This window comes from Pseudomonas sp. Irchel 3E20, assembly GCF_900187645.1.
Taxonomy (GTDB): Bacteria; Pseudomonadota; Gammaproteobacteria; order Pseudomonadales; family Pseudomonadaceae; genus Aquipseudomonas.
Map to the genome: position 1 here is coordinate 99,674 of NZ_FYEE01000013.1, position 22,966 is coordinate 122,639.

At 63.1% G+C, this 22,966-nt stretch carries 24 protein-coding genes; all 24 read right to left on the reverse strand.

Annotated elements, in window-relative coordinates; genetic code table 11:
* Positions 1-10 precede the first annotated feature (10 nt).
* Entirely contained in the window at positions 11-2,140 is a 2,130-nt protein-coding gene (flhA, locus tag CKW13_RS20920; RefSeq protein ID WP_095110676.1) for a flagellar biosynthesis protein FlhA, read from the reverse strand.
* Positions 2,141-2,329: 189 nt separating this feature from the next.
* Entirely contained in the window at positions 2,330-3,466 is a 1,137-nt protein-coding gene (flhB, locus tag CKW13_RS20925) for a flagellar biosynthesis protein FlhB (protein WP_095110677.1), read from the reverse strand.
* Positions 3,467-3,469: 3 nt separating this feature from the next.
* On the reverse strand, positions 3,470-4,252 hold the full coding sequence (gene fliR, locus CKW13_RS20930; protein WP_095110678.1) for a flagellar biosynthetic protein FliR: 783 nt from the start codon (positions 4,250-4,252) through the stop codon (positions 3,470-3,472).
* A gap of 3 nt (positions 4,253-4,255) precedes the next feature.
* Entirely contained in the window at positions 4,256-4,525 is a 270-nt protein-coding gene (gene fliQ, locus CKW13_RS20935) for a flagellar biosynthesis protein FliQ (protein ID WP_095110679.1), read from the reverse strand.
* Between the two features lie 24 nt (positions 4,526-4,549).
* Complete coding sequence (gene fliP, locus CKW13_RS20940; protein ID WP_095110680.1) at positions 4,550-5,302, reverse strand: flagellar type III secretion system pore protein FliP; 753 nt, start codon at positions 5,300-5,302, stop codon at positions 4,550-4,552.
* Complete coding sequence (gene fliO / locus CKW13_RS20945; protein WP_095110681.1) at positions 5,302-5,727, reverse strand: flagellar biosynthetic protein FliO; 426 nt, start codon at positions 5,725-5,727, stop codon at positions 5,302-5,304. Before fliO ends, fliP begins: the two co-directional genes overlap by 1 nt.
* Positions 5,728-6,195: a flagellar motor switch protein FliN gene (gene fliN / locus CKW13_RS20950; protein WP_095110682.1), complete on the reverse strand. Its 468-nt coding sequence runs from the start codon at positions 6,193-6,195 to the stop codon at positions 5,728-5,730.
* 57 nt (positions 6,196-6,252) lie between these two features.
* Positions 6,253-7,221, reverse strand: a complete 969-nt coding sequence (fliM, locus tag CKW13_RS20955; RefSeq protein ID WP_095110683.1) for a flagellar motor switch protein FliM — start codon at positions 7,219-7,221, stop codon at positions 6,253-6,255.
* Positions 7,222-7,230: 9 nt separating this feature from the next.
* Complete coding sequence (fliL, locus tag CKW13_RS20960) at positions 7,231-7,728, reverse strand: flagellar basal body-associated protein FliL (protein ID WP_095110684.1); 498 nt, start codon at positions 7,726-7,728, stop codon at positions 7,231-7,233.
* A gap of 223 nt (positions 7,729-7,951) precedes the next feature.
* A complete protein-coding gene (locus tag CKW13_RS20965) occupies positions 7,952-9,295 on the reverse strand; it encodes a flagellar hook-length control protein FliK (protein ID WP_095110685.1) in 1,344 nt (447 codons plus the stop codon).
* Positions 9,296-9,402: 107 nt separating this feature from the next.
* A complete protein-coding gene (locus tag CKW13_RS20970) occupies positions 9,403-9,747 on the reverse strand; it encodes an Hpt domain-containing protein (RefSeq protein ID WP_095110686.1) in 345 nt (114 codons plus the stop codon).
* A 30-nt stretch (positions 9,748-9,777) separates the two neighbouring features.
* On the reverse strand, positions 9,778-11,493 hold the full coding sequence (locus tag CKW13_RS20975; protein ID WP_095110687.1) for a fused response regulator/phosphatase: 1,716 nt from the start codon (positions 11,491-11,493) through the stop codon (positions 9,778-9,780).
* Positions 11,490-11,795, reverse strand: a complete 306-nt coding sequence (locus tag CKW13_RS20980) for an STAS domain-containing protein (RefSeq protein ID WP_095110688.1) — start codon at positions 11,793-11,795, stop codon at positions 11,490-11,492. The genes CKW13_RS20975 and CKW13_RS20980 overlap by 4 nt, the downstream gene beginning before the upstream one ends.
* A gap of 96 nt (positions 11,796-11,891) precedes the next feature.
* Entirely contained in the window at positions 11,892-12,341 is a 450-nt protein-coding gene (gene fliJ, locus CKW13_RS20985; RefSeq protein ID WP_095110689.1) for a flagellar export protein FliJ, read from the reverse strand.
* A gap of 6 nt (positions 12,342-12,347) precedes the next feature.
* A complete protein-coding gene (fliI, locus tag CKW13_RS20990) occupies positions 12,348-13,706 on the reverse strand; it encodes a flagellar protein export ATPase FliI (RefSeq protein ID WP_095110690.1) in 1,359 nt (452 codons plus the stop codon).
* Positions 13,696-14,550 (reverse strand): flagellar assembly protein FliH, encoded by an 855-nt coding sequence (fliH, locus tag CKW13_RS20995; RefSeq protein WP_095110691.1) that lies wholly within the window; start codon positions 14,548-14,550, stop codon positions 13,696-13,698. Before fliH ends, fliI begins: the two co-directional genes overlap by 11 nt.
* Positions 14,551-14,560: 10 nt before the next feature.
* Entirely contained in the window at positions 14,561-15,580 is a 1,020-nt protein-coding gene (gene fliG / locus CKW13_RS21000; RefSeq protein ID WP_095110692.1) for a flagellar motor switch protein FliG, read from the reverse strand.
* Entirely contained in the window at positions 15,573-17,360 is a 1,788-nt protein-coding gene (gene fliF, locus CKW13_RS21005; protein WP_095110693.1) for a flagellar basal-body MS-ring/collar protein FliF, read from the reverse strand. The genes fliG and fliF overlap by 8 nt, the downstream gene beginning before the upstream one ends.
* Positions 17,361-17,375: 15 nt before the next feature.
* Positions 17,376-17,705, reverse strand: a complete 330-nt coding sequence (fliE, locus tag CKW13_RS21010) for a flagellar hook-basal body complex protein FliE (RefSeq protein ID WP_095110694.1) — start codon at positions 17,703-17,705, stop codon at positions 17,376-17,378.
* Between the two features lie 128 nt (positions 17,706-17,833).
* Positions 17,834-19,213 (reverse strand): sigma-54 dependent transcriptional regulator, encoded by a 1,380-nt coding sequence (locus CKW13_RS21015; RefSeq protein WP_095110695.1) that lies wholly within the window; start codon positions 19,211-19,213, stop codon positions 17,834-17,836.
* A 5-nt stretch (positions 19,214-19,218) separates the two neighbouring features.
* Positions 19,219-20,424 (reverse strand): PAS domain-containing sensor histidine kinase, encoded by a 1,206-nt coding sequence (locus CKW13_RS21020; RefSeq protein WP_176465157.1) that lies wholly within the window; start codon positions 20,422-20,424, stop codon positions 19,219-19,221.
* A gap of 128 nt (positions 20,425-20,552) precedes the next feature.
* A complete protein-coding gene (locus CKW13_RS21025) occupies positions 20,553-22,028 on the reverse strand; it encodes a sigma-54 dependent transcriptional regulator (RefSeq protein ID WP_095110697.1) in 1,476 nt (491 codons plus the stop codon).
* A gap of 171 nt (positions 22,029-22,199) precedes the next feature.
* Entirely contained in the window at positions 22,200-22,496 is a 297-nt protein-coding gene (locus CKW13_RS21030) for a flagellar protein FliT (RefSeq protein ID WP_095110698.1), read from the reverse strand.
* A 24-nt stretch (positions 22,497-22,520) separates the two neighbouring features.
* Positions 22,521-22,925 carry a flagellar export chaperone FliS gene (fliS, locus tag CKW13_RS21035; protein ID WP_095110699.1) on the reverse strand — a complete coding sequence of 135 codons (405 nt, stop codon included), beginning with the start codon at positions 22,923-22,925 and terminating at the stop codon, positions 22,521-22,523.
* Between the last annotated feature and the right edge of the window lie 41 nt (positions 22,926-22,966).

A 22,966-nucleotide genomic window follows, 5' to 3' on the forward strand; every position in this document is an offset into this window, starting at 1 on the left:
ACCCACTACCTCAGCCGTTGGGCCCTACTGTCGCAACGATGGTCACTTGCTTGTTGTCAGGAATTTCCTGATACGCCAACACGTGCAAACCCGGGACCGCCAGGCGTCCGAACCGCGAGAGCATCGCGCGAACGGGGCCGGCTACCAGCAGAATCACCGGTTGACCTTGCATTTCCTGGCGCTGAGCGGCGTCGATCAACGAACGCTGCAGCTTCTCGGCCATGCTTGGCTCCAGCAGAACGCCTTCATCGGCGCCTTGCCCTGCCTTCTGCAGACTATTGAGCAATATTTGTTCCAACCTTGGTTCCAAGGTGATGACAGGCAGCTCAGACTCAGTGCCTACAATGCTTTGCACGATAGCGCGGGACAATCCGACGCGCACCGCGGCAACCAAAGCGGCAGTATCTTGACTCTTGGCTGCATTATTGGCGATGGCTTCGGCAATGCTACGAATGTCGCGTACCGGCACCTGTTCGGCGAGCAAGGCTTGCAGCACTTTGAGCAACTGCGACAGCGACAGCACCCCCGGCACCAGCTCTTCAGCTAGCTTCGGCGAGCCCTTGGCCAGCAATTGCATCAGTTGCTGGACCTCTTCGTGGCCCAGCAGTTCGCTGGAGTGCTTGTAGAGAATCTGGTTCAAGTGGGTCGCCACCACTGTGCTGGCGTCCACCACCGTGTAGCCCAGCGATTGCGCCTGGGAACGCTGACTGATTTCGATCCACACCGCGTCCAGGCCGAAGGCCGGGTCTTTGGCGGTGATGCCGTTGAGGGTGCCGAACACTTGGCCGGGGTTGATTGCCAGTTCGCGGTCCGGGTAGATCTCCGCTTCGGCCAGGATCACGCCCATCAGGGTCAGGCGATAGGCGCTGGGCGCCAGGTCGAGGTTGTCGCGGATATGCACCGTGGGCATGAGAAAGCCCAGGTCCTGGGACAGCTTCTTGCGCACGCCCTTGATCCGCGCCAGCAACTGACCACCCTGGTTGCGATCCACCAGCGGGATCAAGCGGTAGCCCACTTCCAGGCCGATCATGTCGATGGGGGTCACGTCGTCCCAGCCCAACTCCTTGGTTTCCTGGGCGCGGGCCGGCGACGGCAGCAGCTCCTGCTGGCGCTGCACCTCTTCCAGGGCCTGGACCTTGACGGTGTTCTGTTTTTTCCAGAACAGGTACGCGGCGCCACCGGCCACCGCTGCCATGCTCAGGAACGAGAAGTGCGGCATGCCCGGCACCAGGCCCATCACCGCCATCAGCCCGGCGGACACCGCCAGGGCCTTGGGCGAAGCGAACATCTGCCGGTTGATCTGCTTGCCCATGTCTTCGGAACCCGAAGCCCGGGTCACCATGATCGCGGCAGCGGTGGACAACAGCAGTGATGGCAATTGCGCCACCAAACCGTCACCGATGGTCAGCAAGGCGTACACCTTGCCCGCATCGCCGAAGGTCATGCCGTGCTGGAAGATACCCACGGCCATGCCGCCGATCAGGTTGATGAACAGAATCAGCAGGCCGGCGATGGCATCGCCGCGCACGAATTTGCTGGCACCGTCCATGGAGCCGTAGAACTCGGCTTCCTGGGCCACTTCCGTGCGGCGCATCTTGGCTTGGTTCTGATCGATCAGGCCGGCGTTGAGGTCGGCGTCGATGGCCATTTGTTTGCCGGGCATGGCGTCGAGGGTAAAGCGGGCGCTGACCTCGGAAATCCGCCCGGCACCCTTGGTTACCACGACGAAGTTGATAATCATCAAAATCGCGAACACCACGATACCGACTACGTAGTTACCGCCGATCACCACCTCACCGAAGGCCTGGATCACCTTGCCCGCAGCGGCGTGGCCGTCCTGGCCGTGGAGCATTACCACCCGTGTGGACGCCACGTTGAGCGCCAGGCGCAGCAGCGTCGCCACCAGCAAAATGGTGGGGAACACGGCGAAATCCAGTGGGCGCAAGGCGTACACGCACACCAGCAGGACCACGATGGACAGGGCAATGTTGAAGGTAAAGAACACGTCCAGCAGGAACGGTGGGATCGGCAACATCATCATTGCCAGCATGACCAACAGCAACAACGGCACGCCCAGATTGCCCCGCGACAGGTCAGTCAGGTTGTTGCGCGCCGTGCTGAGTAAGTTAGAGCGATCCACCGGAAATTCACCGTTCCTTTTAAAGCAATCTTTTGACGCCAGAGGCAGGCGCAGGGCGGCTACTGCAAGAAGCCTTCCAACTTTTGCACAGGGGGATGCGGGCGGGCGTTTTAGGTGGGTTTGAGGGCGTTATCGCGGCCGAGCCCACCCCCATAGGGGCCGACTTGGGCCAGGCTGGCTAGCAATACATCAGGAATCGCGGCGCAAATCCGGCGGTATCGGCAGGTCTTTGAGGGGGTCGGGGCGCTTGCCCTTGCCCGCCCGGTGCTGGCGGATCTGATAGACATAGGCCAGCACCTGGGCCACGGCCAGGTACAGCCCCGCGGGGATTTCCTGCTCAAGCTCGGTGGAGTAGAAAATCGAGCGCGCCAGGGCCGGCGACTCCAGCAGGAGGATGTCGTTGGCCACGGCTATTTCGCGGATCTTCAACGCCGTGAAGTCGCTGCCCTTGGCCAACAGCATGGGCGCGGCGCCCTTCTCCGGGTCGTACTTGAGGGCCACGGCGTAGTGGGTCGGGTTGGTGATAATTACGTCGGCGTCGGGCACCGAGGCCATCATCCGGCGCTGGGACATTTCGTACTGCACCTGACGAATCCGCTGCTTGACCTCCGGGCGCCCTTCCTGGTCCTTGTGCTCGTCGCGAATCTCCTGCTTGGTCATCAACAGCTTCTTGTGGCTTTCCCACAACTGCACGGGCACGTCCACCGCAACGATCAGCAGCAAGCCGCAAGCCATCCACAGAGCGCTCCAGCCCACCACTTGGGCGCTGTGGATAATCGCTTGGTCCAGCGGTTCGTGAGCGATGCGCACCAGGTCGTCGATATCGGCAGACAACACCGCCAACGCCACGAACAGGATGATGAAGAACTTGGCCAGGGCCTTGAGTAGCTCGATCACGGCCTTGGCCGAGAACATGCGCTTGATCCCCGCCCCCGGGTTCATGCGGCTGAATTTCGGCGCCAGGGTGCCGGCAGCGAACAACCAGCCGCCCAGGGCAATAGGCCCGATGATCGCGGCCAGCAACAAGGTAATCAGCACCGGCTGCAAGGCGAGGATGGCGATTTTGCCGGAGTGCAGCAGGTAGCTGGCCATGGCGCCGGTGTCCATCAGCACTTCCCGGGGCAGGGAGAAATTCAGGCGCATCAGCTCCAGCAGGTCCTGGGCCAGACCGGCGCCGTAGATCAGCAGCGCACTGGCGCCAGCGAGCATGATGGCCAGGGTGTTGAGCTCTTTGGAGCGGGCGATCTCGCCCTTTTCCCGGGAGTCCTTTTTGCGTTTCTCCGTGGGGTCTTCTGTTTTGTCCTGACCGCTTTCACTCTCTGCCATGGCTTAGCGCGCCCGTGCCAGTTCGCGTAAAAACTGCAAGGCCTCGACGGCCAGCGGCTGATACTGATTGAGAATGTCCGCCAGGCCGAACCAGAAAATCACCAGGCCCAGCACCATGGTCAGGGGAAAACCGATGGAGAAGATGTTCAGTTGCGGCGCGGCACGGGTCATCACACCGAAAGCGACGTTAACCACCAGCAACGCGGTGATGGCCGGCAGTACCAGCATCAGCGCCGCGCCCAGCACCCAGCCGAGCTTGCCGGCCACTTCCCAGAAACTGTTGACGAGGATGCCACCGCCCACCGGCAGCGTGGTGAAGCTCTCGGTCAGCACCTCGAACACCACCAAGTGGCCGTTCATGGCCAGAAACAGCAGGGTCACCAGCATGGTCAGGAACTGCCCGATCACCGCCACCGACACACCGTTGGTGGGGTCAACCATGGAGGCGAAGCCCATGCCCATCTGGATCGCGACGATTTGCCCGGCCACCACGAATGCCTGGAAAAACAACTGCAACGAAAAGCCCAGCAAGGCGCCGATGATGACCTGCTCGGCCACCAGCAGCAGCGCACTGAGATCCAGGGCATTGACCTCGGGCATGGGCGGCAGCCCCGGTACCACGACCACGGTAATGGCCAGGGCGAAATACAGGCGGATGCGCGTCGACACCAAGGTGGTGCCGATGATGGGCATGGTCATCAACACGGCGGCGATACGGAACAACGGCAGCATGAAGGTCGCCACCCAGGTGCCGATTTGCGCGTCCGTCAGCGCCAGCAAAGACATGGCCTAGCCAATCAACTGCGGAATACTGCCGTACAACTGCAGGATGTATTCCATAAAGGACTGCACCAGCCAGGGGCCGGCGACGATCAGCGTCACCAGCATCACCAGCAGGCGCGGCAGAAAGCTCAGGGTTTGTTCGTTGATCTGGGTCGCGGCCTGGAACATCGCCACCAACAGGCCCACCAACAGGCTGGGCACCACCAGCACCGCCACCATCATGGTGGTCAGCCACAGCGCTTCGCGAAACAGGTCAACCGCTACTTCAGGCGTCATGACAGGCTACCCGCCAGTAAAAAGCTAAACACCACCGAAACTGCCCGCCAGGGTGCCAATTATCAGCGCCCAGCCATCCACCAGGACGAACAGCATGATCTTGAACGGCAAGGAAATAATCAGCGGCGACAGCATCATCATGCCCATGGCCATCAGCACACTGGCCACCACCAGGTCGATGATGAGAAACGGAATGAAGATCATGAAGCCGATCTGGAACGCGGTTTTCAGCTCCGAGGTGACAAAGGCCGGCACCAGGATAGTCAGCGGCGCCTGATCCGGCGTGGCGATGTCCGTGCGCTTGGACAGGCGCACGAACAGCTCCAGGTCGCTGCTGCGGGTCTGGGCCAGCATGAAATCCTTGAGGGGCACCTGGGCCTTGGCCACGGCGTCCTGGGCGCTGAGTTTTTCCGCCAGATACGGTTGCAGGGCGTCCTGGTTCACCCGGTCGAACACCGGGGCCATGATGAACATGGTCAGAAACAGCGCCATGCCGGTGAGGATCTGGTTCGACGGCGTCTGCTGCAGGCCCAGGGCCTGACGCAGGATGGAAAAGACGATGATGATCCGGGTGAAACTGGTCATCAGCATGACGAACGCCGGGATAAAGCTCAGCGCCGTCATTATCAGCAGGATTTGCAGGCTGACCGAATACTCTTGCTGGCCATCGGCCCCGGTGCCCAGGGTAATCGCCGGGATCGACAGCGGGTCGGCCGCCCACACCAGAGGCGTGGCCAGCATCAGGGCCAGCGCCAGCATCACGCGCAACGCAACCATCACTTCTTATCCTTGCCTAGAATTTCCATCAACCGCTGGGCGAACTCCGGGGTGGCCGGCTCGCTGCTGGGCACCTGCACCGGCTCCTTGAGCACATGCAGCGCCGTGATGGTGCCCGGGGTCAGGCCCAGCAGGATCTGCTCGTTGCCCACTTGCACCAGCACCAGACGATCGCGCGGGCCCAGGGCGCGGGAACCGATCAACTCGATCACCTGGCCCTTGCCTGCCGGCCCGGCCTGCTGCACCCGGCGCAGCAGCCAGGCGAGGAAGAAAATCAACCCCAGCACCAGCAGCAGGCCCAGCACCAATTGCGTCAATTGCCCGGCCACACCACTGCTGGCCACCGGCTTGGCCACCGCCGCCACAGGCTCGGCCGCCAGCACGCTGAACGGCAGCGCCAGAAGAACGCCCAGGAGCCGTTTCACTTAGCGCAGCTTCTTGATGCGTTCGCTGGGGCTAATCACGTCAGTCAGGCGGATGCCGAACTTTTCGTTGACCACCACCACTTCGCCGTGGGCGATCAGCGTGCCGTTGACCAGCACGTCCAGCGGCTCGCCTGCCAGGCGATCGAGTTCGATCACCGAGCCCTGGTTGAGCTGCAACAGGTTGCGGATGTTGATATCGGTGCTGCCCACTTCCATGGAGATCGACACCGGAATATCCAGGATCACATCCAGGTTCGGGCCTTCCAGGCTCACCGGCTCATGGCTTTTAGGCACGCTGCCGAATTCTTCCATCGGCAAGCGGTTGGAGCTGGGCGCCGTGCCCGCGTCCGCCGCCAGCAAGGCGTCGATATCGTCCTGCCCGGCATCGCCGGATTCGCCCAGTGCCGCAGCCCATTCATCGGCCAGGGCCTGGTCTTCGGCGCTAATCATGTCGTGTTCGTCAGCCATCAGTTGTCCTCGGCGGGCAGTCAATCAATTAACAACGCTAATTCGTATCGGGGCCGCCTAGCGGCGCTCGATGGGTTCAATCACTTGCAGCGCCAGGTTGCCCTTGTGGGAACCGAGCTTGACCTTGAACGCCGGTACGCCGTTGGCGCGCATGACCATTTCGTCCGGCAACTCCACCGGGATCACATCCCCCGGCTGCATGTGCAGGATGTCGCGCAGGCGCAACTGGCGACGGGCCACGGTGGCGCTCAGGGGCACGTCCACGTCCAGCACGTCCTCGCGCAGGGCCTTGACCCAGCGCTCGTCCTGGTCGTCCAGGTCGGACTGGAAGCCCGCGTCGAGCATCTCGCGCACCGGCTCGATCATCGAGTACGGCATGGTCACGTGCAGGTCGCCGCCACCGCCATCGAGTTCGATATGGAAGGTCGAAACCACCACCGCCTCGCTGGGGCCGACGATGTTGGCCATGGCCGGGTTCACTTCCGAGTTGATGTACTCGAAGTTGACTTCCATGATCGCCTGCCAGGCCTCCTTCAAGTCGGTGAAGGCCTGTTCCAGCACCATGCGCACCACCCGCAGTTCGGTGGGCGTGAATTCACGGCCCTCGATCTTGGCGTGGCGGCCATCGCCGCCGAAGAAGTTGTCCACCAACTTGAACACCAACTTGGCGTCGAGGATGAACAGCGCGGTGCCGCGCAGCGGCTTGATCTTCACCAGGTTGAGGCTGGTGGGCACGTACAGCGAATGCACGTACTCGCCGAACTTCATCACCTGCACGCCGCCCACCGCCACGTCCGCCGAACGGCGCAGCATGTTGAACATGCTGATGCGGGTATAGCGGGCAAAGCGTTCGTTAATCATCTCCAGGGTCGGCATGCGCCCGCGCACGATGCGATCCTGGCTGGTCAGGTCGTAGCTTTTGACGCTGCCGGGCTCAGCGGCGTTATCGGTCTGTACCAGACCGTCATCGACGCCATGCAGCAGCGCATCGATCTCATCCTGGGACAGCAGGTCTTGCACGGCCATGTCGTGTTCCTACTGCAGTACGAAGTTAGTAAAGAGCAACTGCTCGACCACCACTTTGCCCACTTCTTTCTGCGCCACTTCCTGCACGCTGGCGGTTGCCTTCTGGCGCAGCATTTCCTGGCCGACCGGGGTGGCCAGGGCGTCGAAGCTTTGCGCGGAAAACAGCATGACCAGGTTGTTGCGGATCACCGGCATATGCACTTTCAGGGCATCCAGGTCAGCCTGGTTGCGCGCCAGCAGGGTGATGCTCACCTGCATATAGCGTTGGCGGCCGTTCTGGTTGAAATTGGCGACAAAGGCCGGGGCCATGGGCTCGTAGATCGCCACCGGCTTAAGGTTGCTCGCCGCCTCGGGCGCCACCTCGGGGGTGCTTTTGGCGCTGTGCATGAAATACCAGGTCGCCCCCACGGACAGGCCGATGGCCAGCAGCACTGCCGCCACAATCACCAGGATCAGCTTGAGCTTGCCTTTCCCGGCGGGTTCTTTCACTGCTTCGCTATTCGCCATGCCAATAATCCGTCGCTTTTCGGGTTTTCACAGTCGCACGGCAAGGCAAGAGCAAGTGTTATGCCAGAGTTGTCAGGGAATTTGAGAACGGCTGTGCAAGCAGGCTCACAGTCAAATCGGCGGCTGATGCCGCGCTATCGCGAGCAGGCTCGCTCCCACAAGGTCCGGCTTGAGTGGGAGCGAGCTCGCTTGCGATGGCGGCCTGCCCGGGGCGGCCCAGGCATCAGGCGTAGTAATCCACCGCGCTGGAGCCGATCACCTGGCTCAGGCCGCTGGCGGGCGCCGCTTCGGCGGCGATGCTCAGGTCATCTTCCACGCCAGCATCACGGCGGGCGCCGCTGGGACTGGTGTGGTTCTGGCCTTGATGGGCCTGTTCCTGGCCGCGGTTCTGGTCCGAGACGTTGACGTCCACCTGGCCCATGCCCTGCTGGGTAAACATCTCCCGCAGGCGGAACATCTGGCCTTCCAAGGCTTCGCGCACGCCAGCGTGGCCGCTCATGAAGCTAACCTGCGTCGGCTGGTCGGTGGCCATATTCACGCGGATATCCAGGCGCCCCAGTTCGGCCGGCTCCAACTGGATGTCGGCAGACTTGAGGTTGACGCTGGACAGGTACATCACCCGATTGACCACTTCTTCGGTCCAGCCACTCTGGTGCATGGCCAGCGGCTGGTTGACCGGCACCGCGTTGGCGGTCTTGGCGGTGGTGGCCTGGGTCAGGTTGGCCAAACGGCTGGCGAAATCGTCGACGCGGGTGTCACTGGCAGCGCCCTTGAGGTCCTTAAGGCCATCATCGAGCAAAGCCGTGAAAGTTTTTTCGCCGCCCTGCCCGGAACTGTCGGTGGCCGCCTGCTGGTCGAGCATCGAGGCCATGCCGTTGGCGAAGTTCTGCGCCGGGGTCAGTGGCGCCTGTTCAGGCGCCGCCTTGGCCGGGCCTTGGCTGGAAGCCGAGACATGGCCGCTTTGCTCCATGGCCAGGCGCACAACGGGCAAGGCATCCAACGGGTCGGCTTCGGGGTCAAATTCAGTCTCGGCAACGGTGGACTGGGCCGCCACGGCCGCCGCCAACGGCGCCTCGATCCGCGCCTGCGCCTCAGTGGCCGCAGCGCTGGCCGAGGGCGCCGGCACAGGTGCCGGGGCAACCGGCAGCACCGCTTGCATCAAGGCCGGATCAAGCGCGGGGTCCAGTGCCGGGTCGGCGGGCGGGGTCATCACCACAGGTGCCTGTTCGGCGCTGTCGGCATCGGCATCGGTGTTGTCTGGGGCCACCGGCTCGACAGGCAAGGTATTGCCGCTATCGGCAACCGTCAGTTCAGGGGTGGCCGCCTTATCGGCGCCAGCATCCTGCTTGGATGGCTTGTCGTGCTTATGGGTGACGGTTTCGCGCCCACCCTTGTGTGCCCCTTCACTCACCGGCGCCGGTGTGTTCACAGCCTCCTTGGCGTACACGCTGGAGAAGCTCGACCCGCTGTCCTCGGGCTTTGCCGCCGCCGTCAGGGAATTGGCGCTGGCCGACTGAGCCTTGGCTGCCGGGGCGCTCTGCAAAAGGGAATTGGGGGTCAGGGGCATAACAGGTTCTCCACTGCACTGGGCTCGTAGGTACAGGTGGAGAACTGCATTGCAAGGCGCGGGCCAGGTTGCCCGGTTCGCGCTGTTTTTGTCCGCAGCGGTGCTGTTCAACCGCGAAACGCATCGGCCTCTTGCCGATACAACTGGCTCACGATGGCAAATTCACGGTCGATCTGCGCCACCAGTGCGTCGACGTCCTGCGGCGCCAGGTCGGCCGCGCTCTGTTCCAGGCGATGGCACAGGGCCGCCAGGTGCACCGCGCCCATATTGCTGCTACTGCCCTTGAAGCTGTGGGCGGTAGCGGCCAGTTGCCGGCGGTCACTGGCTTTGTGCAGTTGCTGCAAACGCTGGTGCGAGTCGCTGATGAAGGTCTCGAGCAGCGCACCGAACTCCCCTTCCATCACCTCCTGCAGCGCACTCAATACGTCGCGGTCCAGATGAATCTCAGCCACTTGTTCGCTCCCTGCTCAAGAATGGGCGGATTATGCCTGAGCCGCCCAGGAAAACTCCACGCGGGCACAGCGCCCGTTGTCCGACCAACTGGCGTTGCGGCTCAGTTGGCGTATCAGATTCACACCGCGCCCGGACAAGCGCCCCACCTCCGTCGGCGCGGCCATGACGTGCCCCACATCAAACCCCAGGCCACTGTCCTCGACCCGGATCACCAGGCTGCCGCCCTCCTCTTGCGGCGCCACCTGCAGATGCACGCGCACATAGCCTTCGACCAAGGCGCCGAGGCGCTCCGCGCGCGCTTGGTAATAGCTGGCAAACCCCCGGGCATCGCGCTTGATGGCTGAGTCCAGGCCCAGCACGCCGTGTTCTAGGGCGTTGGAGTAAAGCTCGGCCAGCACGCTGTAGAGTGCCGCGCTCTGGGCCCGCAGGCCGTGCACCTCCAACAGCAGTTGCAGCAAGTAGGGCAAGGGGTTGAAGCGTTTGAGGGTGGCGGCGCGGAATTCAAAACTCACCGACCAGTCCAGCGGGCACAGCTGGCCGCTGTCGGAGTAGACCATGGTCGGCGCGACCCACTCCTGAGCCTGGCCCTGGGTGACCTCGACCATGCTCACGTCATCCCGGGCGCGGCCGCCGAAGCGTTGCAGCGCCACTTCGATTTCCTCGAACAGGTGCTCGGGCTGGCGGTTGGCGGCGAATACCTGCTGCAAACGCTCGGCGCCGAACAGTTGCTCGTGGGCGTCGCAGGTGTCGATCACCCCGTCCGAGAGCAGGAACACCCGATCCCCCGGCGCCATCGGCCAAACGTGGGTGCGGTCATCGAACGCCTCGGCGCCCAATACCCCCAGGGGCAGGTGCTCGGACAGCAGCGGCGTGCGCACCCCGGTTACCGCGCAATGCAGGTAGCCGTCGGGCATGCCGCCGTTCCACACCTCCACCGAGCAGCGCTGGGCGCTGAGGCACAACAGCGTGGCGCAGCAGAACATGTCCACCGGCAGGATGCGTTTGAGCTTGGCGTTCATCTCCCGCAGCGTCTCGGCCAGGCCATAGCCCTTGGCCGTCATGCCATAGAACACCTCCGCCAACGGCATGGCGCCCACGGCGGCGGGCAAGCCATGGCCAGTGAAATCCCCCAGCAACACGTGCATGTCCCCGGCGGGTGTGAAGGCGGCGAGCAGCAAATCGCCATTGAACAAGGCATAGGGCGATTGCAGGTAGCGGATATTGGCAGCGCTCAGGCAGCCGGAATGGGCGACTTTGTCGAACACAGCCTTGGCCACCCGCTGCTCGTTGAGCAGGTAGTCGTGGTGGCTGGCGATCTGGTCGCGCTGTTGCAGCACCGTGGCCTGCAGGCGACGCAAGCGGTCCATGGCCTTGATCTTGGCGGCGAGGATCACCGGGTTGTAGGGCTTGGCCAGGAAGTCATCGCCGCCCGCCTCCAGGCACCGCGCCAAGGCGTGGCTCTCGCTCAGGGAGGTGAGGAAGATGATCGGCACCAGTGCCTCGCCGGCCAGCGCCTTGATTTGGCGCGCAGCCTCGAAGCCGTCCATCACCGGCATCATCGCGTCCATCAACACCAGGTGCGGGCGCTGCTGGCTAAACAGCGCCACCGCCTCGGCGCCATCGCGGGCGGCGAGCACGGCGTGGCCCTGGCGGCGCACGATGTTCGACAGGAGCATGCGGTCGGCGGCGCTGTCTTCGGCAATCAGGATCGTCAGGCCTTCGCTCGTCGGTGCGAGGCCGCTCAACTGATGTCGAACAGCTTGTCGAAATTGGAAATCGCCAGGATCTTGCGCACGTCCGAGCTGCTGTTGATAACCCGCACGTCGGCATCGTCGCCGCCGGCGTGGTCGCGCAGCAAGAGCAGCATGCCCAAGGCAGAGCTGTCGAGGTAGGTGGCTTCTTTCAAGTCCACCACAAAAGACTCAGGTATTCGGTTGAGCCGTTCATAGGCCTCGCGAAATTCCTGGTGCCTGCCGAAATCGAACCGTCCTTTGATCGATATCGTCAGTTTTTGCCCATCCGGGGAAACTTCAGTAACAACCGACATGATGAATACGTCCTTGTCATTGGCAACCTGTACAAGGTGTAGCAGCCTGTAGAGATACGGGCAACCGCAGACACTGGCCAATGGCCAAATAAATCCTCAATAGACGTCGTGGCGCGGCAGGCGCTGGGACAGTTCATCCAACAGCTTTTGCTCGCGCTTGTCTTCCAGCGCCCGCGCCTCGTCAACGTAGCGCTGCACCAGTTTGCGCAGGCCCTCGACCCGAGCGTAGGCCTGTTGCCAAGCTTCACGGGCCTTGTTGAGGTTGTTTTCGTGCCAGGCCAGGCTCTGGCGCTGCTGGCCGACGGCGGTTTCCAGTTGGTTGAGGAAGTGCTGGTAATTCATCAGCCACTGCCCAGACACCCCGTGGCTGCCGCGCTCGATCCACTGCTGCTGGTATTCGGCGCGAAAGCGTTCCAGGTCGCCGAGCTTGCTTTGCGCCAATTGCACCTGGCCCTGGAAATGCCCCAGGCGCTGGGCAGCACTGCGCTCGGCGCTTTCGGCCATATCGACCACGGGGGCCAGGCGCGTTGCACGGCTTTGGGCCATGGCCGGTTAGCCGCCGGGGGCCGGGGCGAACACCGACGCCAGGTGGCTTTGGCTCTCGGCCAGGCTGATGTTGTCGTTCAACCCTTGGCGCAGGTAGGTGACCATCGCCGGTTGCAGGGCGATGGCCATGTCGGTTTCCCGGTCGCCACCGGCCACATAGGCGCCCACGCTAATCAGGTCGCGGCTCTGCTGGAAGCGCGACCACAACTGCTTGAACTGCTGGGCGCGCTTCATGTGTTCGGGGGTGACCACCGAGGGCATGACCCGGCTGATGGACGCTTCGATATCGATGGCCGGGTAATGGCCCTCTTCGGCCAGGCGCCGGGACAGCACGATGTGGCCGTCGAGCACACCCCGCGCCGAGTCCGCGATGGGGTCTTGCTGGTCATCGCCCTCGGACAGCACGGTGTAGAACGCGGTGATCGAGCCGCCACCGGCCTCGGCGTTACCGGCACGCTCCACCAGTTTCGGCAGTTTGGCGAACACCGAGGGCGGGTAGCCCTTGGTTGCGGGCGGCTCGCCAATGGCCAGGGCGATTTCCCGCTGGGCCTGGGCGAAACGGGTGAGCGAGTCCATCAGCAACAGGACGTTCTTGCCCTTGTCGCGAAAATATTCGGCGATGCGCGTGCAGTACATGGCTGCGCGCAAGCGCATCAGCGGCGCATCGTCGGCGGGCGAGGCCACCACCACCGAACGCTTGAGGCCTTCTTCACCGAGGATGTGCTCGATGAACTCCTTGACCTCCCGGCCCCGCTCGCCGATCAGGCCAACGACGATAATGTCGGCCTCGGTGAAGCGGGTCATCATGCCCAGCAGCACACTCTTGCCCACGCCCGTACCGGCGAACAGGCCCAGGCGCTGGCCACGGCCCACCGTCAATAAACCGTTGATGCAGCGAATGCCCACGTCCAGCGGCTGGCTGATGGGGTTGCGCTTGAGGGGGTTGATGGCGGGCCCGTCCATGGGCACCCAGTCTTCGGCCTTCATCCCGCCCTTGCCGTCCAGCGCACGGCCGGCGCCGTCGAGTACCCGGCCGAGCATGCTCATGCCCATGGGCAGGCGCCCGGTGTCGGCCAGAGGCACCACCCGCGCGCCCGGCGCGATGCCGGCGACGCTGCCCACCGGCATCAGGAACACCTTGCTGCCGGAGAAGCCCATGACTTCCGCCTCGACCTGCACCGGGTGATAGCTGTCGTCGTTAATGACCACGCAGCGGCTGCCCATGGCGGCGCGCAGGCCTTCGGCTTCCAGGGTCAGGCCGACCATGCGCAGCAGGCGCCCTTCGAGGATCGGTTGCCCCGCCAGTTCAATGGCCGGGGCATAGCTGCCCAGGCGCTTGGCGAAACTGGTGCGATCAAGGCGCATCGTCGGCGTCCGGGCCAATCTCGGCGGTTTCTTCGATCTGGGCTTGGGTTTCGGCCGGGGCCTGGGGCTTGGCGGCCCGCGCCTCGCGCTCCACGGCCGCCAGGTCGAGGCTGATATCGGCCGCGGCCGGGTGCAGGACCTGTTCGTGCAATTGGTCGAAGAGCTTGTCCAGCGCCTGCTTGAGGCGGGTTTCTACCGTGGCGTCGATGCGGCTGTGGGCGGTCTCCACCCGCAGGCCGCCGGGCAGCAGGCTGGCGTCTTCGACGATGCGCCACTGCTCTTCATGGCGCTCGCGCAGGGCTTTGACCTGGTCGAAATCCTGCGGGTTGATGAACAGCCGCACGTTCTGCGCATCCAGGGGCAACAGCTTGAGGGCTTCGCGGATGACCATTTCGACGTGGCTCGAATCCAGGCTCAATTCGCGCTGGATCACCTGGCGGCTGATGTGCTCCACCAGGTTGACCATGGCTTTTTCGATCTGGGTGTCCTGCTCGGCAATCGGCGCGAACAGGCTGGCCATCAGCCGCTCCAGGCTCGACAGCTTGGCGTTGAGGGCCTGTTCGGCCTCCTGGCGCACTTTGAGCGTGGTGCTGTGGAAACCTTCCTTCTCCCCCGTGGCGAAGCCTTCGTTGTAGGCCTCCTGGCGGATGCTTTCGAGTTCTTCGAGGGTAATGGGCTGGACTTCCTCCAGCGGCACTTCCTCCATTTCCACCGGCACTTCTTCAGGCTCGGGCTCAGGTTCCGGCTCGGGCTTGTGCGGGTCGAAGCTGGGCAGCGCCCAGACGTCAAGGCCGCTGACGTCACGGGCACGGATCAGGTCGGAGTGCTCATCATTGCTGGACATTGATCGAGCCTTAGATCATTTCTTCGCCGCCCTTCCCGCCGAGAACGATTTCTCCGGCTTCGGCCATACGGCGGGCAATGGTGAGGATTTCTTTCTGCGCCGTTTCCACGTCGCTGACGCGCACCGGGCCCTTGGCCTCGAGGTCGTCGCGCAGCAGCTCGGAAGCACGTTTGGACATGTTCTTGAAGATCTTTTCCTTGACGCCTTCGTCCGAGCCCTTGAGGGCCAGCACCAGCACATCGGAGGAGACTTCGCGCAACAGGGCCTGGATGCCACGGTCGTCGACATCGGACAGGTTGTTGAACACAAACATGAGGTCTTCGATCTGGCCGGAGAGGTCTTCGTCGACTTCGCGGATCGAGTCCATGAGCTGGCCTTCGATGGAGCTGTCGAGGAAGTTCATGATGTCGGCCGCACGCTTGATGCCGCCCAGGGTGGTGCGCGAGGCGTTGGAGTTGCCCGAGAACTGCTTCTCGAGAATCTGGTTGAGCTCTTTGAGCGCCGCCGGTTGTACGGTGTTCAGCGACGATACCCGCAAGATGATGTCCAAACGCACCTTATGGTCGAAGTGGCCGAGCACTTCGCCGGCCTGGTCCGGGTCCAGGTAGGCAACCACGATGGCCTGGATCTGCGGGTGCTCGTAGCGGATCACGTCCGCCACGGCGCGCGGCTCCATCCACTTGAGGCTGTCCAGGCCGCTGGTGTTGCCACCCAGCAGGATGCGGTCGATCAGGCCGTTGGCCTTGTCCTCGCCCAGGGCCTGGGTGAGCATCTTGCGGATGTAGCCGTCAGAACCCACGCCCAGGCTGGTCTGATCGCCGACGATATCGACGAATTCGCTCATCACCTGCTCGACTTGCTCGCGGTGCACGTTGCCCATCTGGGCCATGGCCACGCCGACCCGTTGCACTTCCTTGGGGCCCATGTGGCGCAGCACTTGTGCGGCGTCGGTTTCACCCAAAGACAGCAGCAGGATCGCAGCCTTGTCCACACGGGTGAGCTTGGCGATGGCGGCTCGGTTATCACTCATCTGCGTTAATCCACTCTTTCACGACCTGGGCCACGCGGCCCGGGTCTTCAGCCACCAGGCTCTTGATTGCGTTCAATTGGGCGTCATAGCCCTCGCTCGGGCTCGGCAACAGGATGCTGGTCGGCCCGCCGAGGCTGACGCGGTCGTTGGCCAGTTCGCCATCGAGGCCGCCCATGCCGCCCAGTTCCATGTCGCTGCCCAGGCCGGCCAACTGGCGGTTCTTGCCGTGGCCGGTGATGTTGTTGAGCACCGGGCGCAGCACGCCGAACACCAGCACCAGGATGAACAGCACACCCAGCACTTGCTTGACCACGTCCCAGAACCAGGGCTGGGAGTAGAACGGAATTTCGGCGATCACTTCGCCACGTTCGACGGAGAACGGCATGTTGATGACGCTCACGCTGTCGCCACGGCTGGCATCGAAGCCCACGGCGTCCTGCACCAGGCGCGTGAAGCGGCCCAGTTCATCGGCGCTCCACGGTGCGCGGGTGGTTTCGCCATTGGCCGGGTTGATCTTGACCTGGTCGTCCACCACCACCGACACCGACAGGCGGTTGAGGCGCCCTTGCTGCTGCTTGGTGTGGCTGATGGAGCGGTCGAGCTCGAAGTTCTTGGTCGATTGCTGGCGCTTGTCCGCCGGGTACGGGGCGAGCATCGGCTGGCCGGTGGCCGGGTCCATGATCTGCTGGCCGTTGGCATCCAGCAGCGGCTGGCCGGGTTGTACCATGCCGGCCGCGGCGGTTGCACCGCCGGTGGTCTGCGGCGCCGAGGCCGGGGCTGGCGGCTGGTTGCTCAGCGCGCCGGGCACCCCTTGCGGGCCATTGCTGGCGGTGCGCTGTTCGTTGACCGACTGCTCGCTGCGCAGCGCAGGCTGGTCCGGGTTGAACTGTTCGGAGGTGGACTCCACCGCGCTGAAATCGACGTCAGCCGAGACTTCAGCCTTGTAGCGGTCGTTGCCCAGCACCGGTTGCAGGATGTTGTGCACGCGCTGGGTGAGCATGCCTTCCATGCGGCGGCTGTAGTCGAATTGCTTGCCGGCCATGGTCAGTTCGGAGTTTTCCGCCTGATCGGAGAGCAGGTTGCCTTTCTGGTCGACCACAGTGATCTGGGATTTGCTCAGCTCGGGAACACTGGTGGCCACCAGGTTGACGATGGCCAGCACCTGGCCCGGCTCCAGGGAGCGGCCCGAATACAGCTCTACCAGCACCGACGCGCTGGGCTTGCGTTCGTCGCGCACGAACACCGAGCTTTTCGGGATCGCCAGGTGCACACGGGCGCCCTTGACGTTGTTGAGGCTGGAGATGGTGCGCGCCAGTTCGCCTTCCAGGCCGCGACGGTAACGGGTCGCCTCCATGAACTGGCTGGTGCCCAGGCCCTGGTCCTTGTCGAGGATCTCGAAACCGATATTGCCGTCGCCATTGGTCACCCCCGCTGCCGCCAGCTTGAGGCGCGCGCGCGGCAGGTCATCGGCCTTGACCAGCAGCGCCCCGGAGTTGGGCTCCACGGTGTAGGCGATGTCGGCGGTGGCCAGGGTGTCCATGACCTGCTTGGCATCCATCCCCGCCAGGCTGCCGTACAGCGGCCGATAGTCCGGCTGCTGCGACCACAGCACCACGGCAAAGCCAATCGCCACGCTCGCGGCCAGGCCGACCATGAGGCCGACCTGACGCAACATGGTCATCTCGGAGAGGTTTTCCAGGAAGGACAAACCAAACAGCGGCGGCTTGCCCTCGGGCGGGGCTACCTTGGCCGGAACGTTATCGGCGACTGCATCAGCCATGACTCAATATCTTCCTTAGACCGGCATCTGCGAGATGTCTTGGTACGCCTGGACCAGTTTGTTGCGCACCTGGGTCAGTGCCTGGAACGAAACCCCGGCCTTTTCCTTGGCGATCATCACGTCGGTCAGGTCAACGCCGCTCTTGCCGATTTCGAAGGCGGTGGACAACTGGCTCGACGCCTGCTGGGTATCGTTGACCTTGTTGATGGCCGAACCGAGCATTTCGGAAAAGCTGTTGCCGGCCATTTGCGGCACGGCGGCGACGGTTTTCGATTGCGACATGGCGTCCATTTGCATGGCCCGCATATCCAGCATCAACCGATTGAATTCAATACCTTGGCTCATGGTCCACTCTCTCCGACAACACGCAATTTTTTGACACTCTCACAGCAGCTAAGGTGGTGTTAGCAACAAGGGTGCCAGCTACGGGGCAGCAAAAAACAAAAGCCGACTTGACCGATGTCAATGAGCCATCATGTGGCGAACAAATAAGCCTCGACATCCATGCCGGCATCGCGCATTTGCGCCAGTTTGTAGCGCAAGGTGCGCGGGCTGATGCCCAGGCGCTCAGCCGCTTCCTTGCGCCGCCCGCGCTCGGCGCGCAGGGTGTCGATAATCATCTGGAACTCACGGCGGCGCAGGTCATCGCCCAGGGCGGTGCTGGGTTCGGCGCAATCGGGCGGTACTGTCGGCGCACCCAAGGCTGGCAATGGTGCACAGGCCACCGGCCCGGCCAGGCAGAAGTCCTGGGGCTGGATCAAGCCGCCCTGTTGCAAAATCAGCGCTCGCTGAATGGCGTTATCCAACTCGCGCACGTTGCCTGGCCATGGGTAGGCCATCAGGCAAGCCTGGGCCTGAGGCGACAATCGGGCGGCAGCGTGCTTCATTTTATTGACGTGTTTGGCCAGCAAACGCTCGGCCAGCGGCAGAATATCGGCGGTGCGCTCGCGCAACGGGCGCCAGGCCAGGGGAAACACCGAGAGGCGGTAGTAGAGGTCTTCACGAAAGCGCCCCGCCGCCACTTCACCGGCCAAGTCACGGTTGGTGGTGGCCACCACACGGATATCGAGGCTGATGGGCTTGCGGGCGCCGACCCGCTCCACCTCACGCTCCTGCAACACCCGCAGCAGCTTGGCTTGCAGGCCCAGGGGCATCTCGGAAATCTCGTCGAGCAAAAGGGTGCCGCCATCGGCCTGCTCGAACTTGCCGGCCTGGGCGGCGATGGCGCCCGTGAACGAGCCCTTCTCGTGGCCGAACAGGGTGGCCTCCAGCATGTTGTCGGGGATCGCCGCGCAGTTAATGGCAATGAACGGCTGGGTGGCACGGTGGGAATGCTGGTGGATATAGCGCGCCAAAACTTCTTTGCCGGTACCGGACTCGCCGGAAATCAGCACCGTGGAATCACTTTTCGCCACCCGGGCGGCCAGTTCCAGCAACTGCGCGCTGGCCGGCTCGAAGGCCACCGGGCCTTCGCCGTCGCTGGCGCCCAGGTTGCCGAGGGCATGGCGCGCCACCAGGTCCAGCAGAGCCTTGGGCTCGAATGGCTTGACCAGGTAATCCGCCGCGCCTTGGCGCATGGCGTCTACCGCCCGCTCTACGGCGCCGTGGGCGGTCATCAGCAACACCGGCAACTGGGGCTGGCGGGCGCGCAAAAGGGCGAGCAACTGATGGCCGTCCATGCCTGGCATGTTGACGTCGCTGACCACCAGGTTGAATGCCTCGCCCGCCACCGCCTGCAACGCCTCTTCGGCCGAGCCCACAGCCTGGTAGTCATGCCCGGCGAGCAGCAGCGTATCGGCCAGGGCCTCGCGCAACGCACGGTCGTCTTCCACCAGTAACACCTTGATTGCCATGACTTTTACTCCGCCCCTTGAACGCAGGGCTGTTCAGCGGAAAACAGCGGCAGGGTCACCGTGGCACACGTGCCGCGACCCAGTCGCGAGCGCAACTGCAATTGTCCTTGATGTGCCCGGGCCACCGCCTTGACCACGGTCAGGCCCAGGCCTGTCCCGGTGGTTTTAGTGGTGAAAAACGGCTCGCCGAGGCGTTCGAGCACGCCCGACTCGATGCCACAGCCACTGTCGCTGACGCTGATGCGCAGGCTGTTGCCCCGGCGATATACATGAACTTTCAGGCGCACCTCACCGGCGCTGGCCTGGATCGCGTTTTCAATCAGGTTCAGCAGCGCCCCCACCAGGGTGTCGCGGTTGCACAGCAACTCGCCCTCATGGCTGTCGCACTGCCAGCGGACCGGCAATGCCTGCACGTGGGTCAGGGCCGCCGCTTGCAGGGCCTGCATCAGGGCGCCCGGGGTGATGCGGTCGGTCAGCGGCAGCTCGCCACGGGCGAACACCAGCATGTCGCGCACCTGATGCTCCAACTCGTGCAGGCGCTCCTTGAGGCGCCCGGCAAAACGCTGCTGGGTGTCCACCGGCAACTCACGCTCGGTCAAATGGCTGGCATACAGCAGAGCGGCGGACAGCGGCGTGCGGATCTGATGGGCCAGGGACGCCACCATGCGGCCCAGGGACGACAGGCGTTCGTGGCGTGCCAATTGGTCTTGCAGGTGCCGGGTTTCCGTCAAGTCGTTGAGCAACACCAATTGCCCGGGCTCGGCGTCCAGGGAACGGGTGGCGATGGACAGGCGCCGGCCGTCCTTGAGGGACACTTCGTGGCCGTCGTCCTCGCGCGGGGCGAAGCAGCGGGCAATGACCTGGCGCCACAACTGCCCCACCAACGGCAAGCCGAGCAACTCGCTCGCCGCCGGGTTGGCTTCGCGCACCCTGCCTTGGGCATCGATCACGATGACGCCGCCCGGCAACAGGTCGAGCAGGTTTTGCAGGCGATTGGCCAGGCGTTCTTTCTCGGCCAGTTCTTGCATGCGCTGGGCACTGACCACGGCCAATTCGCCCTTAAGCTCGGTAACCCGCGCTTCGAGCATGCTGTAGGAGTCGGTCAGTTGGCTGGACATTTGATTGAACAGGGCGAACGCCTGCTCAAGCCCCAATCGGCTCGCCTGCTCTACGGACGACGATTGCGCCTGGGTATCAGGGGCAGGAGGCATCGGGGCGGCGTGGGGCATAAGGCTATCTCGTGTGGCTGACCGTCAGTTAAACGGAAGGTTACGAGACCTATAGCAATACCCGTGCCGGAAAAAAACGCGTGGGTTTTCAGCACGTTAAAAAACAGGCGTCAATCATCCGCCTGTTCATCACCGTCGCGGCGGCTCATGCCGTACTTGCGCATCTTCTCCACCAGGGTGGTACGGCGAATGCGCAGGCGCTCGGCGGCCCGCGCCACGATACCGTTGGCATCGTCCAGCGCCTGTTGGATCAAGCCCTGCTCCAGGCCACCGAGGTAGTCCTTCAAGTCCAGGCCTTCGGGCGGCAGCATGGCGCTGGCGGCGAAGTTCGGCGTGTGGCCATTGATCGCCACGCGCTCTTCCAGGTCGCTGCGCAGGCTATCCACCAGTTGTTCGTCTTCGTCGTCGACGTAGCGGAATTTCTTCGGCAACTCGACCACGCCAATCACCCCGTACGGGTGCATGATCGCCATGCGCTCCACCAGGTTGGCCAGCTCGCGGACGTTGCCCGGCCAGCCATGACGGCACAGCGACATGATGGCCGCCGAGTTGAAGCGGATCGAACCGCGCTTTTCGTGCTCCATGCGCGAGATCAGTTCGTTCATCAGCAGCGGGATGTCTTCGACCCGCTCGCGCAGGGGCGCCATCTCGATGGGGAACACGTTGAGGCGGTAGTACAGGTCCTCACGGAAACTGCCCACTTCGATCATGCTTTCAAGGTTTTTGTGGGTGGCGGCGATGATGCGCACGTCCACGCCTTGGGTCTTGTTGCTGCCTACGCGCTCGAAAGTGCGCTCCTGCAACACCCGCAACAACTTGACCTGCATCGGCAACGGCATGTCGCCGATTTCGTCGAGAAACAGGGTGCCGCCATTGGCCAGCTCGAAACGCCCGGCGCGGCTGGTGATGGCGCCGGTGAAGGCGCCCTTCTCATGGCCGAACAGTTCGCTTTCCAGCAACTCGGCGGGAATCGCCCCGCAGTTGACCGGCACAAAAGGCCCGTCGCGGCGCTTGGAGTGGTAGTGCAGGTTGCGCGCGACCACTTCCTTGCCAGTGCCGGACTCGCCGAGGATCAGCACGCTGGCGTCGGTGTCGGCCACTTGCTGCATCATCTGACGCACGTGCTGGATCGCCCGGCTGGTGCCGACGAGGCTGCGGAACAGGTTGGGCTCGCGGTGACGACCGCGCTCGCGGGCCTGGTCGTACATCTCGCGGTAGACCTGGGCACGGTGCAGGGAATCGAGCAACTTGCTGTAGCTGGGGGGCATTTCCAGGGTAGAAAGCACGCGGCGGCGCTGGTCTTCGGGCAGGTCAACGACAGAAATATCGCCCATCAACAAAACCGGAAGGAACTCATCCCAGGTCGAGAGTGTCTTTAACAGGCCCAAGACGGCGCCCGGCGTATTCACCGTGCCAATCAGGACGCAGATGATTTCTCGACTGGATGACAAAGAGCCGACCGCTTGCTGCCAGTCATGGCTGGCGCAAGGTAAATTTTCTTCGCCCAGAAAATTTAAAATCACCGCCAGGTCGCGGCGACGGACGCTATCGTCATCAATCAGCAGGATTTTGGTTTCACGCCACATGCAATAGCAACTTCCCTAGTCAACTCAATGCCCTGAAAGACGGGGCAGCTAGACATCTGTAAGACATTTCTGAAATTAAGACGTCTGAAATCTGAAAACAGCACTAGTTAAGTCAAAAAAACGCGCACAGTCAAATTTATGGCGCATCAGATTCGGATTAACTGACCTGGATCAACCGAACAGATGGTAAACCTTTGACGCATTTTTAGCTTGGGTGATCTGCGACATCTCGTCGACTATCGATTGACGTTCCCCGGTGGCCACTTCCAGCAGCTGTTTGTAGACCACCAGCAACCCCTCCAGATTTTCGCGCAACGCCGCTTCGTCCACCGGCGCCTCGCTCAACACATCGTCTACACAGCTACGGCAGGCCACATCCAGCTCGCCGATGGCATTCCAGTTGCGTTCAGCCAAAGCATCGATCAGCGCGACGCGGGTTTGCTCAATCCGTTGCAGGGCTTGGCTCATGACATCTTCCTCAGGCCCGCGGGCCTATTCTGCCGCCGTCTCTTGGGCCGCAATCGCATCCCAACCGCTTTTGACGGTAATCAACAGGCGGGCGACTTCGTCGATGATCGCAGGGTCGTTGCTGGTGTTGGCCTGTACCAACCGGGCGCTCATATACTCGTACAGGCTGTCCAGTTGCTGGATCGCGGCCGGATCTTCGGCTTTCTCTTCATCCAGGCCCTGGCGCAGGCCGGTGATGATGTCGATGGCTTTGGTAATCAGCACGCACTTTTGCGGGATATCGCCACGGGCCAATGCACCCTTGGCTTGAGCCAGGCGATCGAGACCGCCCTCAAGCAGCATCTGGATCAGGCGATGAGGGCTGGCCTCAGAAATCTGCGCGTGGGAATTGACCTTCTGGTACGCACGAAGGGCTCTCATAGGGTTCATGTTGCTACCTCGTTACAGGCCTTGGGCCAATAGGTTTGCTC